Source organism: Streptomyces sp. NA04227 (genome assembly GCF_013364195.1).
Classification (GTDB): domain Bacteria; phylum Actinomycetota; class Actinomycetes; order Streptomycetales; family Streptomycetaceae; genus Streptomyces.
On record NZ_CP054918.1, the window covers coordinates 4,099,608 to 4,115,250 of the forward strand.

Below are 15,643 nucleotides of genomic sequence, written 5' to 3' on the forward strand. Positions count from 1 at the left end.
CGTCCGGCCGCCGTGACGGCCGGACGTTTCGTACGCGCCCGCTGCGGGGGCGCCGATTCAGCCCTGCTGCCCCTTGAGCTTCGCCATCCACAGCTCGACCTCGTCCGAGCGGCGCGGCAGGCCCGCGGAGAGGTTCCGGTTGCCGTCCTCGGTGACGAGGATGTCGTCCTCGATACGGACGCCGATGCCGCGGTACTCCTCGGGCACCGTCAGGTCGTCGGCCTGGAAGTATAGACCCGGCTCGACAGTCAGGCACATGCCCGGCTCCAGGGTGCCGTCGACATAGGTCTCGGTACGGGCGGCCGCGCAGTCGTGGACGTCCATGCCGAGCATGTGGCCGGTGCCGTGCAGGGTCCAGCGGCGCTGGAGGCCGAGCTCCAGGACGCGGGCGACCGGGCCCTCGACGAGGCCCCACTCGACCAGCTTCTCGGCGAGGACGCGCTGCGCCTCGTCGTGGAAGTCGCGGTACTTGGCGCCCGGCCGCACCGCGGCGATGCCCGCCTCCTGCGACTCGTAGACCGCGTCGTAGATCTTCTTCTGGATCTCCGAGAAGCGGCCGTTGACCGGCAGGGTGCGGGTGACGTCGGCGGTGTAGAGGCTGTGGGTCTCCACGCCCGCGTCGAGCAGGAGCAGGTCGCCGGCGTTGACCGGGCCGTCGTTGCGCACCCAGTGCAGGGTGCAGGCGTGGGCGCCGGACGCGCAGATGGAGCCGTAGCCGATGTCGTTGCCCTCGACGCGGGCGCGCAGGAAGAAGGTGCCCTCGATGTAGCGCTCGCTGGTGGCCTCGGCCTTGTCGAGGACCTTCACGACGTCCTCGAAGCCGCGCACCGTGGAGTCGACGGCCTTCTGCAGCTCGCCGACCTCGAACGCGTCCTTGACCAGGCGGGCTTCGGAGAGGGAGACGCGCAGCTCCTCGTCGCGCTCGCCGGTCACCTTGTCGGTGAGGGCCGCCTCGATCACGGCGTCGTGGCCGCGTACGACCCGGACCGGGCCGGTGGCCTCGGTGAGCGCCTTCGGCAGCTCGCGCACATCGGAGGCGGGGATGCCGTACAGCTTCCCGGCCTCGGTCAGGGAGTTGCGGCGGCCGACCCACAGCTCGCCCTGGCCGTCGAGCCAGAACTCGCCGTTCTCCCGGTTGGAGCGGGGCAGCAGGTAGAGGGTGGCCTCGTGGCCGTCGGCGGTCGGCTCCAGGACCAGGACGCCGTCCTCGGTCTGGTCACCGGTGAGGTACGTGTACTCGACCGCGGAGCGGAACGGGTACTCGGTGTCGTTGGAGCGCGTCTTGAGACGGCCCGCGGGGATCACCAGGCGTTCGCCCGGGAAGCGCGCCGACAGGGCGGCCCGGCGGCGGGCGGTGTTCGGCGCCTGCTCGACCGGGTCCAGCTCGTACTGCTCGGTGTCGGCCCAGCCGGAGCTCATGTTCTGAGCAAGCTCGTCCGAGACTCCGGGGTACAGCCCGTTCTTGCGCTGCTTGATCGGCTGCTCTTCGTCCTCCGGGGTCTCCGGGGTGAGCTCGTCCGCCACGGTCGTCCTCCTCTGTACGGCATATGACCACCTCCATCGTACGGGTGTGCGGGAGGGGTCGCGGGCGGGATTCTGCCGGTTCGCGCAGTTCGGGAACGGGAGGGGGAAAGGGGCTTTCCGTGAGGTGATCGGTGAGGTGATCGGTGAGGGATCGGCGGGGTGACCGGCGCGGCGGCGGGGCCGCTCGCGGGGTCAGGCGAAGCGGGCGGCAAGGAGGACGACGTCCTCGGAATGGCCCGGGTGGCCGGGGCGGTCAGGACTGTCGAGAGGGCCAGGGCGGTCGGGGCCCAGGGCCGCCGGGGCGCCGTCGGTCTCCTCGGGCAGGAGGGTGCGCAGTACGTGGTCGGTGAGCGCCTCCGGGTCCTCGCGCACCGCGCGCGCCGCCCCCGAGGCGGCGGCGTGGAGGCGGGCGAAGGCGCGGTCCATGGGTTCGCCGGTGCGGCGCAGCAGTCCGTCGGTGTAGAGCAGCAGGGTCTCGCCGGGTTCGGTGTTGACCTCCACCGAGGGCGCCTCCCAGCAGGCCAGCATGCCGAGCGGGGCGGAGAGCGAGGTCTCCACGAACTCGGTGCGCCGGGCGCCGACGATCAGCGGCGGGCTGTGGCCCGCCCCGGCCAGCGTGATCCTGCGCACCGCGGGCTCGCAGTGCGCGAACAGGGCGGTCGCGCTGCGCGCGGGTTCGGTCAGCCGCAGCAGCAGTTCCAGATCGGACAGGACCGCGACCGGGTCCTCGCCCTCCATCACCGCGTACGCGCGCAGCGAGGCACGCAGCCGTCCCATCGCCGCCACCGCGCTCGGCCCCGAGCCGGTGACCGAGCCGACGGCCAGGCCGAGCGCGCCCTCGGGCAGCGGCAGCGCGTCGTACCAGTCGCCGCCGCCGTGCGCGCCGGTGCGATGGCGGACGGCGAGCTGGACCGAGGCGACGCGCGGTAGCCGGGGCGGCAGGAGTTCGGCGGCCAGGGTGGCCGTGACGGCGCGGGCCCGCTCCAGTTCGAGCAGCCGGGCGAGGTGTTCGGTGGCCTGGCGGGCGTACAGGCCGATGAGATGGCGCTGGCGTTCGGAGGGTTCGGCGGGCTCGTCGTAGAGCCAGACCGCGGCGCCGACGCGGCCCGCGGACTCGCTGGCCAGGGGGAGCGCGTAGCTCGCGGCGTAGCCGAGGCGGGCGGCCACCTCGCGGTGCCGCGGGTCGAGATCGTCCTCGGAGAGCAGATCGGGGTGGGCGATCTCACGCTCGCCGCCGGGCAGTCCGGCCGGGGTGTCGAGCAGCCTGCCGTACGAGGTCGCGCTGCGCGGCACCGTCTCGATGTGCCCGAGGTCGGCGCGGCCCAGACCGAGACCGACCGTGGTCTCGGTGCCGTCGCCCGGCTCGACGACGATCAGCGCGCGCCGGGCGCCCACCAGCAGCGCGCCCGCGCGCAGGATCTCGTGCAGGGCGGCGTCGAGCGTCGCGGTGCGGGACAGGCTCTCGGTGAACTCGTGCAGCGTGGTGAGGTCGGTGACCCAGCCCGCGAGCTGGTCCTGGAGCGCCTCCGCGGAGCTTTTGGGGGCGGCGGTTCCCGCGGACCCCGGGGAAGCGGAGCCCTCGGCGGCGGGGTGCTCGTCCGAGGGCTGGGCTGTATGGGCGGGGGAGGGAACCCGCGAGTCCGATGAGTTGATTCCGGCCACTTTCGGCAGGCGGGGCGCGTTCATGGCGTCCAGCCTTTTGGCCAGTGCGTTCTGCTCATGAGCATCGCAAACCCCCTGACTGTCTGCGCCGTGGGCGGTGCTTCCACATCTACACGCACGGAACGCGGGATGTCCAGCATTGTCCTGCGGGGATTCCCGGTGTTCGAGCGACGCAAGTGGTAGCTCCAACTTGACTGAAAAATGCCTCAGGTAACGGCATATTGAGGTCGACTGTGAGCGTTCGACGGAGCGTCACAGCGGTCGCGATGGGTACGTACTCGGTGTAGTCCGGGGGCAGTTGGTACCGCCCCGGAACCTCAAGGCCGCATCGGGCGTCCTAACCAGCGACGACCGTGCCCCAATCCTCCGTGGCTCAGGCGCCATGCACTACGCGGGACGGCAATTCGCCAGTCATCGCCACCCCCGCGCCATGGCCGTGCTTGTCGGACGAAGCTTGTCCGACGCAACAGGGAAGCAGCCGGTACACCGGCCCCCAGGGGCACCCCGCGCCGATCGACGGGGTGTGACGCACCGGTACGTGCGACGCGTACGTACGCACAGTGCACAGTTCGGTTCCATGTGTGATGTGGTTCGCGGTGCTCGGAGTGCTCGCAGCGCTCGCGGTATTGGCAGAGTTCCCAGAGTTCGCACAGTTGGCAGCGTTCAAGCGCGCAACGGAAAGGAACGAGCGGTCATGCGCGAGATCCTCGGAAGGCGACGCAGGCTTTTGTTCCGGCGAGACTCCCGGCGGCCGGAGACGACCTCCGCCGCCCTGGCGTACGCGACCGACTGGCAGTGGCCGGTGGTCCCGGGTGCCGGATGCCTGGCACGCGGCTCGGACCGCTGTGCCTGTCCGGACCCGGACTGCGCCGCGCCCGGCGCCCACCCCTTCGACCCCGGACTGCTCGCGGCCACCACCGACGCGCGGATGGTGCGCTGGTGGTGGACCCGGCGGCCGCACGCCCCGGTCCTGCTCGCCACCGGCGGCCGCGCCCCGTGCGCGGTCAGCCTCCCGGCAGCGGCCGCCGCCAAGGCGCTCGCCGCCCTGGACGCGCTGCAGATGCGGCTCGGCCCCGTCCTCGCCGACCCGGAGCGCTGGACGTTCCTGGTCGCCCCGTACTCACTGCCGCGGCTCGGTGAACTCCTGTACGCCAAGGACTTCGTGCCCGGCTCGCTCCGCTTCCACGGCGAGGGCGGCCACATCGCCCTGCCGCCCTCCCGCACCGGCGCGGGTCCCGTGCGCTGGGAGCGCGCGCCCCTGCCGGGCTCCAGTACGCCCTGGCTCCCCGATGTGGAGGCGGTCGTGGACGTCCTGGTCGACACTCTCACTCATACGGGTGTCAGCGCGCCGGAACTGTGACGCGCGCGGTGGACGGGGCCGGTAAGGCGTAGTCCGGGTACGTCCTGTTGCGTACGCGGACTCGAATCGATACCGAACCGAATTGCGAACGCGGTCGATATTCGACCGCGCCCGGCTAAGCGCCGGTGCGTACCGGTCGGCCGGTTCCGTCTCTCGCGTGTGTATACGGACGGGAAAGCGTTTACCGGCGGTACGGGAGGCCGTGATCGCTGCGGCCGGGGCACCCGGTGCGGCGGGAAGCGGAGCCAACTCCTCCCGCGCGCCCGGCCGTTGGGCGGGCTGACCTGCGGGGTGCACGCGCGACGTGGACAGCGCTCATGAAAAGACCCGGTTGCTGGCGACGGGGGATGCACCAGCAACCGGGCTATCTGAACGGTAACAAGAGATCGGTGTTCTGCAAATTCGATCGCGATTATTTGTGGACTGATTTACCTGTCCGGACCGTGAGTTGTGACAGGAGTCACCCACGGGAACTGGCTGAACGGTCGGTCAGGATGTTTCCCTCCGCCGATTTCGCCGCCCATGAGCCGGTGGCTGACCGACTGTTCAGCCCGCGGTCCGCCTCGCCGGGCGACGGGGGCCGTCCTCGCCGAGGGTCGGGGGCCGCCTCCGACGGCCTCGTCGTACGACGAGGGCCGCCCGCACACGGACGGGGCCGCGGCCCGGACCTGCGGCGGGGTCGCCGCAGCCGGTCCGGGCCACCGCCGCGATCAGCTCAGCGTCACCTGGCGGTTGGTGAGGCCGCTGCGCGCCCGGCGCTCCTCGCCGCTCAGCGGCTCCTTGCTCGCCAGCGCCGCCGTGAGCCGCTCGGCGAACTCGGCCGCGGGCTTCTCGACATCCGCCGCCGTCATCTCGCTGGGCAGGTCCCACACCGGCACCGTGAGCCCGTGCGCGCGGAACGAGCCGACCAGGCGGGTGCCCTCGCCCAGGGCGGAGGTCCCGGCGGCGTGCAGCCGCGCCAGCGCGTCGAGCAGCGTCTCCTCGGCGTGCGGCATGACCCAGCGCAGGTGGTTCTTGTCCGGCGTCTCGCACCAGTACGCGGCGTCCACGCCGGACAGCTTCACGGTCGGGATCGCCGCCTCGTTGGCGCGCTCCAGGGAGGCCGCCACCTCCGGCGAGGCGGACTCGCTGTCCGGCACCCAGAACTCGAAGCCGGAGTGCACCTCGGGCGCGAACGGCGCCTCGGGGTCGAGCAGGTCCTGGAGCCGCGGCCCGTCGGCCGGGGCCCGGCGTGCCTCGACCGGCGTGCCCGGCGGCACGGTCAGCGCCCGCTGGAGGGTGTCCGCGAGGTCGCGGCTCAGGTCGCCGGAGGAGGTGTCGTTCTGCAGACCGAGCAGGACCGAACCGTCGTCGCGGCGCAGCGCGGGCCACGCCATCGGAAGCACGGTCGCCAGCGTCACCGCCGGGACCTCCTCCGGCCGGTCCTTGAGCGTCAACTCGACCGTCGCGGCGGGCACCAGCTCCCGCAGCGCGATCCAGTCGCACTCGCCCTTCAGGCCCTCGAAGGGGCGCTGCACCAGTTCGGTCACCGCGTGCGCGGCGGCGCGGCCGTGGCACGCCTTGTAGCGGCGGCCCGAACCGCACGGGCACGGCTCGCGGGCGCCGACGACGGGGATCTCCCCGTCCGTGAGTTGCGGCTTGCCCGTGGCCTGGGGGCGCTTCTTCGCCATCGTGGGGTCTCCCGGTTGCGGCTCGTCTCGTACAGGCCGCGAGCCTAACCTCTCCCCGGTACGCGGACGCCGCGCCCGCCCGCGCGGCGAACGGGTCGACGGGAGGCGGGAGTCGGACCCGTCCACCCGCGCGAACCTCGCCAACTGCCCGCGTCAGTCCGCCTCTTCGAACTCCCCCAGCTCGTCGAGCTTCTGGAACTCCTCCAGCTCGTCGAAGGCGCGGGTCAGGCCGAGGGTGTCGAGTGCCAGGGCGCGCGGCGCGGTGACGCGGGCGGCGAAGTCCTCGCGGCGGTGGCGCGCGGACAGTCCGCCGTCGCCGCCGTGGACCAGCGCCCAGACGGTGACCTCGCCGCGCACCCCGTCCCGTACGCCCCAGTCCTCGGCCAGTGTCGTGATGATGTTGAGCCCGCGGCCGCCGTGCGCGGTGACCGACGGGGTGGCCGGGACGGGCCGGGTCGGGCCGCCGCCGTCGGTGACCTCGACGGTCAGCCGGCCCGCGCCATCGACCTGCCAGCCCGCACGGACCTCGCCCTCACCGCTCGGCCGGCCGTCCAGCGGTCTGCCGTGCCGACAGGCATTGCTCAGCAGCTCGGACAGTATGAGTACGGCGTCGTCGACGACCGAGTCGTCCAGCCTGTGCCCCCGCAGCTGTTCGCGCATGCGACGCCTTGCTTCCGCCACGCCCGCAGGGCCATGGGGCACGGCCATGCTCGACGACGTGGGCACCTCACGTGCCACCACCAACGCCACCCCCGAGACCTCCTTCGCCCCACGCCACGGAGTGGATGCCCCTTGTTACCGGCCGGGAAACCGGCGGAGGAACGGAGCGTGACGCATTTCCTACGATCGCGTACGCACCGAACGCGCCGGAGCACTCCCCGTGACCGTCCGTCATCTGCCCAGTTGGGCGAGGACCTGGGCCGGGCGGTTGGTGATGATCGCGTCGACGCCGAGCTCGGCGCAGAGCTCGACGTCGGAGGGTTCGTCGACCGTCCACACGTGCACCTGGTGACCGGCCTCCTTGAGCCGGGCCACGTAACGCGGGTATCTGCGCACGATCCGCATCGACGGCCCGGCGATCCCCACCCCCGGCGGCAGCCGCCCCTCGCGCAGCCACGGCGACAGGAACTGCAGCAGGTAGACGGTCGGAAGCGCGGGCGCCGCTTGCTGTACGCGATGCAGCGAACGGGCCGAGAAGCTCATGATCCGTACGGGGGAGAGGGCTTGGGCGGCAGCCGGGGGCGGAGTGGGGGTGAGCAGGCGCGGGGCGGCGTCGGGCGCGGCGAGACCGGGGTCGGGGCTGGGTCCGGCGAGGCCGTGGCGGTCGAGGAGGCGGAGCAGGCGCTCCTCCACCCGGCCCGCCCAGCGGGTGGGGTGCTTGGTCTCGATCGCGAGCTCCACCGGGCGGCCCGCCCCCGCCACCAGTTCGAGCAGCCGCTCCAGGGTCAGTACGGAGGTCTCGCCCCAGTCCGGTGCCTCGGCCGACTCCAGCGCGCCGCGGTGTTTCCAGGAGCCGAAGTCCAGGGCGGCGAGGTCGGACAGTTCGAGGGCCGAGACGGCTCCGCGCCCGTTCGACGTACGGTTGACCCTGCGGTCGTGCACACACACCAGGTGCCCGTCCGCGGTCAGCCGGACATCGCACTCGAGGGCGTCGGCACCGTCGTCGATCGCCTTCCGGTAGGCGGCCAGCGTGTGTTCGGGGGCGTCCTCGGAGGACCCGCGATGGGCGACGACCTGGATACGGCGCGCGTGATTCACCGCGCCATGGTGTCACCCGGCGGTCCCCCGGGGGCCTCAGCGGATGCGCTCGTTTCCCGGTCCGTCAAGGATGGCCGTGGAAACCGGAACGGCGTTCGTGGCGGTTCACGGTGGTCCGGGGCGGCTCTCACGGCCGCTCTCGGCGGCCGGTGGACGCACAGCGTCGGTTTATGGTGCCCTGACGCCCCTTGGGAAAGGCTTGTCCCGGACAGGTGCACAGCTGGAACAGCCGCCGGGCGCGGCCCGCGACCGGTACCGGAGGCAACAGCCGTGGAGCGAGGAGTAACGCAGTGAACACGGAGAACACCGGGGACACCGGGAACGCCGAGCACGCGGACGGCAAGGTCCCGCCGACCCCCGCCCCGTCCGCATCCCCCGTGCCGGTGGACTCACCCGCCCCGTCCTCGGCCGAGCAGGCGGCGGCCTCGGGCCCTGACCCTGATCCCGCCGGCGCGGCCCCGGCGGCAGCTTCCGGCGGTTCCGGTTCCGGTTCCGGTTCCGGTTCCGTTTCTGGGTCCGCTCCCGCTTCGTCCGCGGCCGAGCAGGGCGGGACGGGTGCGGCGCCGCAGTACGGCCACGGCAACCACCAGGCCCAGGGCAACCACCCCGAGTACGGCGCCGGTCACCAGTACGGTGGCGGCGGCGAGTACCAGTACGGCGGCGGTCAGGGCCCGCAGCAGGGCGCGGCGGGCCAGGGCCCGCACGGTCCCGGTCCCGCGCCCCAGCAGGGCGGCTGGCCGCCCGCGCCGCCGACCGTCCCCATGTACGCCGGTGGCGGCGGAGGCGGAGGCGGCGGCGGGCACCACTGGGGTTCCGGCTACCAGCCGCACCAGCCGCGGCCCAAGCGCCGCCGCGGTCTGTTGGTGGCGCTGCTCGCGGGCGCGCTGCTCACCGGTGCGGCGGGCGGCGGCATCGGCTATCTCATCGCGGACAGCAAGGACGACGACAGCGCCTCGGGCACGTCCACCACCGTCAACGCGAACACCCCGGCGGCGGACCTGAAGCGCTCGCCGACCTCGGTGGCCGGTATCGCCAAGCGGGCCCTGCCCAGCGTGGTGACGATCGAGGCGTCCGGCGGCAACGGCCAGGAGTCCGGCGGTACGGGATTCGTCTACGACCAGGAAGGCCACATCCTCACCAACAACCACGTGGTGGCCACCGCCGCCGAGGGCGGCAAGCTCTCGGCGACCTTCGCGGACGGCAAGAAGTACGCGGCCGAGGTCATCGGCCGGGCCCAGGGCTACGACGTCGCCGTCATCAAGCTCAGGAACGCTCCCGACGACCTGAAGCCGCTGCCGCTCGCCAACTCCGACAAGGTGGCCGTCGGCGACGCCACCATCGCCATCGGCGCCCCCTTCGGCCTCAACAACACCGTCACCACCGGCATCGTCTCGGCCAAGGACCGCCCGGTGGCCTCCAGCGACGGCGGCACCAGCAGCAAGGCCTCGTACATGAGCGCCCTGCAGACCGACGCGTCCATCAACCCGGGCAACTCCGGCGGCCCGCTGCTCGACTCGGGCGGCGCCGTGATCGGCATCAACTCCGCGATCCAGTCCGGCAATCAGGGCGGCGGCATGGACGGCGGTCAGGCCGGTTCGGTCGGCCTCGGCTTCGCCATCCCGATCAACCAGGCCCGTACGGTCGCCTCGCAGCTCATGAAGACCGGCGAACCGGTCTACCCGGTGATCGGCGCCTCGGTCAGCCTGGAGGGCGGCGGCGACGGCGCCCGCATCACCGAGGAGGGCGAGAACGGCGCCGAGCCGGTCACCCCCGGCGGCCCGGCCGACAAGGCGGGCCTCGAACCCGGCGACCTGATCACCGAGCTCGACGGCACCGTCATCGACAGCGGCCCGACCCTCATCGGCGAGATCTGGACCCGCAAGCCGGGCGACAAGGTCGAAATCACCTACGAACGCGACGGCGAGGAACACACGGTCGACGTGGTCCTGGGCCAGCGCAAGGGCGACGACAACTGAGCCGTTACCCTTGACCCCGCGCCGCGCATGCGCCGGCGCGGGGAGGTGTGCCCGAGCGGCCGAAGGGAACGGTCTTGAAAACCGTCGTGAGGCAACCCCTCACCGTGGGTTCAAATCCCACCGCCTCCGCGCAGTTCAGCTAGGTAGCTGGTCAGAAGGGGTGCCCCGAGTTGGGGGCACCCCTTCGTCGTGGGGACTTGTCCCGCCCTGAACCGCCTACTCGTGAGCACACCGCAGCGTCAGTCATGCCGGGCGACCTTGACCGCGGAAACGAGCAGGACCACGGCCAGGGCAGGGATCAGCACCGGATCCGCAACCACACCGAGCAGCAGGCCCCCCAGCAGCGCACCAGCGATCGAGCCCCCGCTCAGGATCACGGTGAACCGGATGTTGGCACCCAGCACCGCGAAGCTGCCATCACGGCTGTAGCGAGCGAAGGCCACCAACATGGTCGGCAAGGACACCAACAGCGACAGGCTGCCCGCCACCTTGATGTCCAGCGCGAACAGCAAGACGATCGTCGGGATCAGCAACTCACCCCCGGCGACGCCCATGATCGCCGCGACCACTCCGATTCCGAACCCGGCCACGACTCCGCAGGCAATCCGTGCCCACAGCGGCAGCGCGAGCATTCCCAGAACCGAACTGTGGGTGGCCACCAAGGCGGCAGCCATGAACACCATCAGCGCGGCCAGCACCTTGTACAGGGTGGAGCTACGCATCCGCACCGCCCAGGACGCTCCGGCCCAGGCCCCGAGCAGACTCCCGGCCAGCAAGTTGACCGCGACGGGCCAGTGCGCGGCCACTTCCGAAGCCGGAACCGCTGCCATCCGGGCGGGCAACGCGGCCAGGACCACGACAAGACTCATCGCCTTGTTCAGGATCACGGCCGAGAGCGCGGCGAACCCGAACAGGCTGATCAGCAGGGGCAGGCGGAACTCCGCACCGCCCAGCCCGATCATCCCGCCGAGTACGCCCACAGCGGCTCCCGCGCCGAACACCAAGGGCGCGGAACGCGTCGAGCGCGCGCGAACGAGGGCCGTGGCGTTGGTCATTGGGCGATCGTGCCTGGTAGGAGGCGCCGCCCGCTAGATCAGGCCGCGCTCCGGATCACCCGGCCCGGTCCGCCGCCACGGCTCTCTCCCCTCCCACTCCCTCCCCGGGTGCCCCTTCCTCCCCTTCCTCCACTTGCTCCTCGTCCTCCCTCTCCACCCCGCCGCCGTCCCCCGTACGCCCCCACCGCCGCGCCATCCCCGCACACACCATCAACTGGAGCTGGTGGTAAAGCATCAGTGGCAGTACGGCGAGGGCGGCGTCGCGGCCGAAGAGGACGGCGGCCATGGGGAGGCCGTTGGCGAGGCTTTTCTGGGAGCCGCAGAGGATTGTGGTGATGCGTTGCTCGTGGGGCAGTCCCGCCATCCGGGCGGCGGCGTGTGTGGAGCCCAGGGCGAGCGTCAGCAGCAGGGCCAGGACGAGGAAGAGGGCGAGCATGCGGGGCGGCGTGATCTGGGACCAGACGCCCTGGTTCATGCCTTCGCTGAACGCCGTGTAGACCACGAGCAGGATGGAGACGCGGTCGACGGGGCCCAGTACGCGCTTGTGCCGGGCCACGAAGCCGCCCAGCCAGGGGCGCAGCAACTGCCCTGCCAGGAACGGCGCGAGGAGCTGTCCGGCGATGCGCAGCAGGCCGTCCGTGGAGAGGCCGGTGCTCGGGCCGATCAGCCAGGCGGTGAGCAGCGGGGTGAGCGCCAGGCCGATCAGGCTCGAGTACGTGCCGGCGCAGATCGCCGCCGGTACGTCGCCCCGTGCGAGGGAGGCGAGGGCCACCGACGACTGGACCGTCGAGGGCACCACGCACAGGAACAGCACGCCGGTGTGCAGGTCGGGGCTGAGCAGGGACGGTACGAGTCCGGCCGCCGCCAGGCCGAGCAGCGGGAAGAAGACGAAGGTGAAGCCGAGTACGAGCAGGTGCAGCCGTACGTTGCGCAGCCCGGCCAGTGTCTCCTTCGTCGAGAGCCGGACGCCGTAGAGGAAGAACAGCAGGCCGATCGCGACGGCGGAGGCGTGGTCGACGACCGCGGCGGGTCCGCCCGAGGCGGGCAGCAGCGCCGCCAGCACCACGGTGCCGAACAGCGCCGCCACGTACGGATCCACCACCCGCCGCAGCCCGGAGACGGCTTTGCCGAGCGAGTTCCCGAGCGGGTTCCCGAGTGTGCTCCGGAGCCGGGCCCCGAGCCGGGCCCCGAGCGAGCCGGGAACGCTGCGGCGCGGGAGCCCGTCGTCCTGCCCGGGTGCCGCAACCGCCTTCCCCGCAAGGGGAGTTGGATCCTCGCCGCCCCGCTTCCCGAGCTCGTCGTCGACCGCGCCGCCCGTCATCCGTCGCTCTCGTCGTCTCCCGGTGGATCCGGGTTCATCAGGGTGTCCATGAGGTCCACCGCGCTGCCGTCGTGGTCGCTGCCCGAGGTGCCGCCGCCGGTGTTCAGGTTGCCGGTGCGGTCGATCTCCAGCCAGGAGTCGGCCTCGGAGTTGTCGATGAGGGTCAGGCTGGGGAGGCCCTTGGCCTCGGCGGGGGTGGCACCGGCGCCGAACACGACGCCGACGGCCGAGACCGCCGCGGCCACAACGGCCGCCGTACGAAAGGCAGTTGGGGTGGAAGGTGCCGCCCCACCGCCGGGCGCCGACCGGTGCCCGGCGGTGCGGCCGAGGGGGCGCGTCATACGGCGACGGCCTGTCGTACGGCCTCGTGGTGGCGGCTGATGTTGCGCTCCAGGAGCTCCGTGGACTCGCGTACGCCGACCGCGCCGGTGCCGTCGGTGGCGGCGGGCAGACGGCCGTCGGCGAACTTCAGTTCCGCGAGCGCGGTGTCCATCGCGGTGTGCGCGGCGAACAGGCACGGGGTGCTGTAAATGGCGACGTCGACGCCGAGTTCGGTGAGCTCGGTGAGCGAGAGCCGGGGGGACTTGCCGCCCGCGATCTGGTTGAACAGGATCGGCTTGTCGCCGACCACGGTGCGGATGCGGCGGATCCAGTCCGTGCTGCGCACACCGTCCACGAGCACCACATCGGCGTCGGTCTCGGCCAGCGCCTGGGCGCGGCGCAGGATGTCCGACTCCTCCGTGGCGTCCGTACGCGCCACCACCAGCAGGTCGGTACGGCTGGAAAGGACGAGGTCCAGCTTGGCCAAGTACTCGTCCAGCGGCAGGACTTGCTTGCCGTCCGCGTGCCCGCACCGGCGCGGCCGCTTCTGGTCCTCCAGGATGACGCCGGAGGCGCCGATCCGCTCGAGGCGCTGTACGACGTGGCAGGCGACCTCCGGGTCCACGTACCCGTCGTCGATGTCGACGAGCAGGTGGTGCCGCGGGAAGGCGCCGCGCAGCCGCTCGACGAAGGCGACCATGTCCGGCCAGGCGATGAAGCCGATGTCCGGCAGGCCGTAGTACGAGGCGGCGAAGCCGAAGCCGGAGACGAAGAAGCCGTCGAAGTGCTGGGCCGCCACGGAGGCGGAGTACATGTCGTAGACGCCGATCAGGGGCGTGGTGCCGGGGGCCGCGATCTCGCCGCGCAGGGTATGTCCGTACGTCATGAGGTTCTCCTGTTCATTCCTGTGAAGGGGCCCAGGGGAAGGGGAGGGCCCCGTGCGCCGCGCAGCACGGCGGGCCGCCCGGGCGCGGGCGCGCGGGCGGGTGCGGTGCGCAGCGGTGTGGTGCCGAGGGAGGGGCCAGCGCATGGCGTGCACGGCGCGGCAAGGCATGGCCGCGACCGGGCACGGCATGCGCTGCTGTCCCAAGAACAGGTCTAGATATAGCGAAACTTGCATCAATATGCGGCGTGGCGCGCCTTTAGTGAAGAAGTGACTCAGAGTCATCGTATTATGCGGAAACGCGCTGCTTCTGGCATATGCGCAACCTCGCGCTCCCGCGCGCCCTCCCGCGCCCTCGTGCGCGCCCGGAAGGGCCGGAGTGCGGTGACGCCCGTGAGGCGGGCCCGCGCGCCGCTTCAACCGCCGGACGGGGGTGGGGAGTTGGCGCGGGGGCCCGAGTGTCGAGTGTCGGCTCGCGTCGGGTCGTGTTGTAGGGCGCCCGGCCTCAGCGGGGTCCGCGGGTCAGGCGGGCCGCCGAGGTGAGGGTGGCGCGGGCCTCACGCTCCGTCAGGCCGGTGGTCAGGGCCGCCTTGACGAGGGCGTGGGCCAGGGTTTCGCCGATGCCGTTCTCGTAGGCGCGGCAAGCGGCCCAGAACAGGCGGGTGTTGCGCTGGCCCTCGTGGGCCGCGAGGACGAACTGCACGAGTCCCTGGCCCGCACCGGGTGGAGTGGTGCCGCCCGCGGGGTGTTCGGGCCGGGTCGGTGGCAGCAGCAGGCGCAGGAGTGCGGGCGGGCAGGGGGCGGGGTCCAGGTGGGCGGTGCCGGGGACGGTGCCGTAGGTGCCGTGGTCGGTGCGGGAGCCGGGGCCGACGAGGTAGCCGCCCGCGCCGCGGACGTCGATGCCGGGGGCGAGCCGTCCCGCCGAGTTGGGCACGACCACGTCCGGCGGGCCGCTCAGCCACACGTGCCGGCCCTCGCTCGGGGTCACCACCACCACGGTCTCCGGGATCGTGAACAGGTGGCGCAGCGCGAGTTCGCGCAGCGCGGCGGGGCCGTGCGGGGAGCCCGCTTCGGACTTGGTGTCGAGGTCGATGCCGATCAGGTGGTGCGGCGGCAGCCCGCAGGCGATGCCGTAGCCGGTGGACCAAGGGGCGGCGGCGAAGAGTTCACGGATGCGGTGCGGGTCGGTGGTCGCGTCGTGCACACCGTGGCCGGGCCGCCCGCACTCGCCGTGGCAGTGGGCGGGTTGCGGTTCGTCGCGGTGCGGCGAGGGCAGGGCGGGGAGCTTGCGGCGGGACAGGGGGATCACGGCCAGTCCGCGTTCGGCGGCCGTCAGGGCGTGGGCGAGGGCCAGAGCGGCGGGAGGCACGGCATGCCGGTCGGTGGTGGCCATGGCTCCATGTTCGTACGGATGTTCGAAAAGGGGAAGTGGGGGGCGCCCGGATCGGAGGCCTTCACGGGGAATGAGGGGAAACGGTTACCCCCTTGGCGCGCCTGGAAATCGACCGTCCTGTGCCGCTGACCTCGGGTTTGTTCGGGAAATGGTTGCAATACGGGTTTATCGACAAGTGCTCACGCCTGCGAGCGAATCGGCCCCCGCGCAGCCATGGCCGCCGAGACCGCTGGGCAACTCTGCTCTCGCGACGTCGTAACCACTCCGGGGCGGCGGGCCGGCCGCCCCGGAAACCAAGTCGTACGGCCGGTGACACCGGTACGTACAACCGTTCTGGGAGGAACAGACATGGCAAGCATCCGTACCGCTCGTGCCCTTGCCGCCTTCGCGGCCGTGCCGCTGGCCGCCGCCCTCTTCACCGGCGTCGCGTCGGCCGACACCGGGGCTCTCGCGGGCGACGGATCGAACGCCGGGGTGGCCTCCGTCGTCGGCAGCGGTGTCGGCGGAACCAACACCGGTATCTCGTCCACCCAGCAGCAGCAGGCCGTCGGCAACGGCGCCACCAACGAGAACACCACGGCCAACGTCAACGGCTCCGCCTTCACCCACATCGACCAGGACCGTACGGGGATCGTCTTCGCCCCGCTCTGGTGAGCCGCGCTCTTCCGGGGGCTGGTCCTCCTCCCGCGGTGGGGTGCCGGGAGGCGGACCGGGGGGCCC

General features: G+C 72.2%; 12 protein-coding genes, 1 tRNA gene and 1 pseudogene. 4 read left to right on the top strand and 10 right to left on the bottom strand.

Translation table 11 applies throughout. The features are described 5' to 3' along the window. Positions 1-57: 57 nt before the first annotated feature. Both HUT18_RS17440 and HUT18_RS17445 read right to left on the bottom strand, forming a co-directional pair. On the bottom strand, positions 58-1,524 hold the full coding sequence (locus tag HUT18_RS17440; protein ID WP_176101569.1) for an aminopeptidase P family protein: 1,467 nt from the start codon (positions 1,522-1,524) through the stop codon (positions 58-60). Between the two features lie 192 nt (positions 1,525-1,716). Continuing rightward, positions 1,717-3,210: a PP2C family protein-serine/threonine phosphatase gene (locus HUT18_RS17445; protein WP_176101570.1), complete on the bottom strand. Its 1,494-nt coding sequence runs from the start codon at positions 3,208-3,210 to the stop codon at positions 1,717-1,719. A 670-nt stretch (positions 3,211-3,880) separates the two neighbouring features. Here HUT18_RS17445 and HUT18_RS17450 point away from each other — a divergent pair. Next, positions 3,881-4,546, top strand: coding sequence for a bifunctional DNA primase/polymerase (locus HUT18_RS17450; protein ID WP_176101571.1), 666 nt, complete (start codon positions 3,881-3,883; stop codon positions 4,544-4,546). A 710-nt stretch (positions 4,547-5,256) separates the two neighbouring features. Here the strand turns inward: HUT18_RS17450 and HUT18_RS17455 are convergent. From HUT18_RS17455 to HUT18_RS17465, 3 genes and pseudogenes are all read right to left on the bottom strand, one after another. After that, the gene (locus HUT18_RS17455) at positions 5,257-6,216 is read right to left on the bottom strand and encodes a DUF5926 family protein (protein WP_176101572.1); all 960 of its coding nucleotides are present in this window, start codon (positions 6,214-6,216) and stop codon (positions 5,257-5,259) included. A 153-nt stretch (positions 6,217-6,369) separates the two neighbouring features. Then, positions 6,370-7,053: pseudogene (locus HUT18_RS17460) on the bottom strand (ATP-binding protein). A gap of 54 nt (positions 7,054-7,107) precedes the next feature. Then, positions 7,108-7,974 (bottom strand): glycerophosphodiester phosphodiesterase, encoded by an 867-nt coding sequence (locus HUT18_RS17465; protein ID WP_176101573.1) that lies wholly within the window; start codon positions 7,972-7,974, stop codon positions 7,108-7,110. Positions 7,975-8,264: 290 nt separating this feature from the next. On the opposite strand from HUT18_RS17465, the gene HUT18_RS17470 reads away from it, so the two are divergent. Continuing rightward, positions 8,265-9,950, top strand: a complete 1,686-nt coding sequence (locus tag HUT18_RS17470) for a S1C family serine protease (protein ID WP_176101574.1) — start codon at positions 8,265-8,267, stop codon at positions 9,948-9,950. A 41-nt stretch (positions 9,951-9,991) separates the two neighbouring features. Continuing rightward, positions 9,992-10,079 (top strand) — tRNA-Ser (locus tag HUT18_RS17475). Positions 10,080-10,189: 110 nt separating this feature from the next. On the opposite strand, the gene HUT18_RS17480 is transcribed toward HUT18_RS17475, so the two are convergent. The 5 genes from HUT18_RS17480 to HUT18_RS17500 form a co-directional block, all read right to left on the bottom strand. After that, on the bottom strand, positions 10,190-11,005 hold the full coding sequence (locus HUT18_RS17480) for a sulfite exporter TauE/SafE family protein (RefSeq protein WP_176101575.1): 816 nt from the start codon (positions 11,003-11,005) through the stop codon (positions 10,190-10,192). A 55-nt stretch (positions 11,006-11,060) separates the two neighbouring features. After that, complete coding sequence (locus HUT18_RS17485) at positions 11,061-12,326, bottom strand: bile acid:sodium symporter family protein (RefSeq protein WP_176101576.1); 1,266 nt, start codon at positions 12,324-12,326, stop codon at positions 11,061-11,063. Next, positions 12,323-12,571, bottom strand: coding sequence for a hypothetical protein (locus HUT18_RS17490; protein WP_176101577.1), 249 nt, complete (start codon positions 12,569-12,571; stop codon positions 12,323-12,325). Before HUT18_RS17490 ends, HUT18_RS17485 begins: the two co-directional genes overlap by 4 nt. A gap of 92 nt (positions 12,572-12,663) precedes the next feature. Beyond that, positions 12,664-13,533, bottom strand: a complete 870-nt coding sequence (locus HUT18_RS17495) for an oxaloacetate decarboxylase (protein WP_176101578.1) — start codon at positions 13,531-13,533, stop codon at positions 12,664-12,666. 502 nt (positions 13,534-14,035) lie between these two features. Further along, positions 14,036-14,923 carry a bifunctional DNA primase/polymerase gene (locus tag HUT18_RS17500; RefSeq protein WP_176101579.1) on the bottom strand — a complete coding sequence of 296 codons (888 nt, stop codon included), beginning with the start codon at positions 14,921-14,923 and terminating at the stop codon, positions 14,036-14,038. A 348-nt stretch (positions 14,924-15,271) separates the two neighbouring features. On the opposite strand from HUT18_RS17500, the gene HUT18_RS17505 reads away from it, so the two are divergent. After that, on the top strand, positions 15,272-15,577 hold the full coding sequence (locus HUT18_RS17505) for a hypothetical protein (protein ID WP_176101580.1): 306 nt from the start codon (positions 15,272-15,274) through the stop codon (positions 15,575-15,577). The last annotated feature ends 66 nt before the right edge of the window (positions 15,578-15,643 follow it).

Coding starts and splice junctions, on each gene's coding strand:
- HUT18_RS17445 (WP_176101570.1), bottom strand. CDS start 3,210: ATGAACGCGCCCCGCCTGCCGAAAGTGGCCGGAATCAACTCATCGGAC.
- HUT18_RS17450 (WP_176101571.1), top strand. CDS start 3,881: ATGCGCGAGATCCTCGGAAGGCGACGCAGGCTTTTGTTCCGGCGAGAC.
- HUT18_RS17455 (WP_176101572.1), bottom strand. CDS start 6,216: ATGGCGAAGAAGCGCCCCCAGGCCACGGGCAAGCCGCAACTCACGGAC.
- HUT18_RS17480 (WP_176101575.1), bottom strand. CDS start 11,005: ATGACCAACGCCACGGCCCTCGTTCGCGCGCGCTCGACGCGTTCCGCG.
- HUT18_RS17485 (WP_176101576.1), bottom strand. CDS start 12,326: ATGACGGGCGGCGCGGTCGACGACGAGCTCGGGAAGCGGGGCGGCGAG.
- HUT18_RS17495 (WP_176101578.1), bottom strand. CDS start 13,533: ATGACGTACGGACATACCCTGCGCGGCGAGATCGCGGCCCCCGGCACC.
- HUT18_RS17500 (WP_176101579.1), bottom strand. CDS start 14,923: ATGGCCACCACCGACCGGCATGCCGTGCCTCCCGCCGCTCTGGCCCTC.
- HUT18_RS17505 (WP_176101580.1), top strand. CDS start 15,272: ATGGCAAGCATCCGTACCGCTCGTGCCCTTGCCGCCTTCGCGGCCGTG.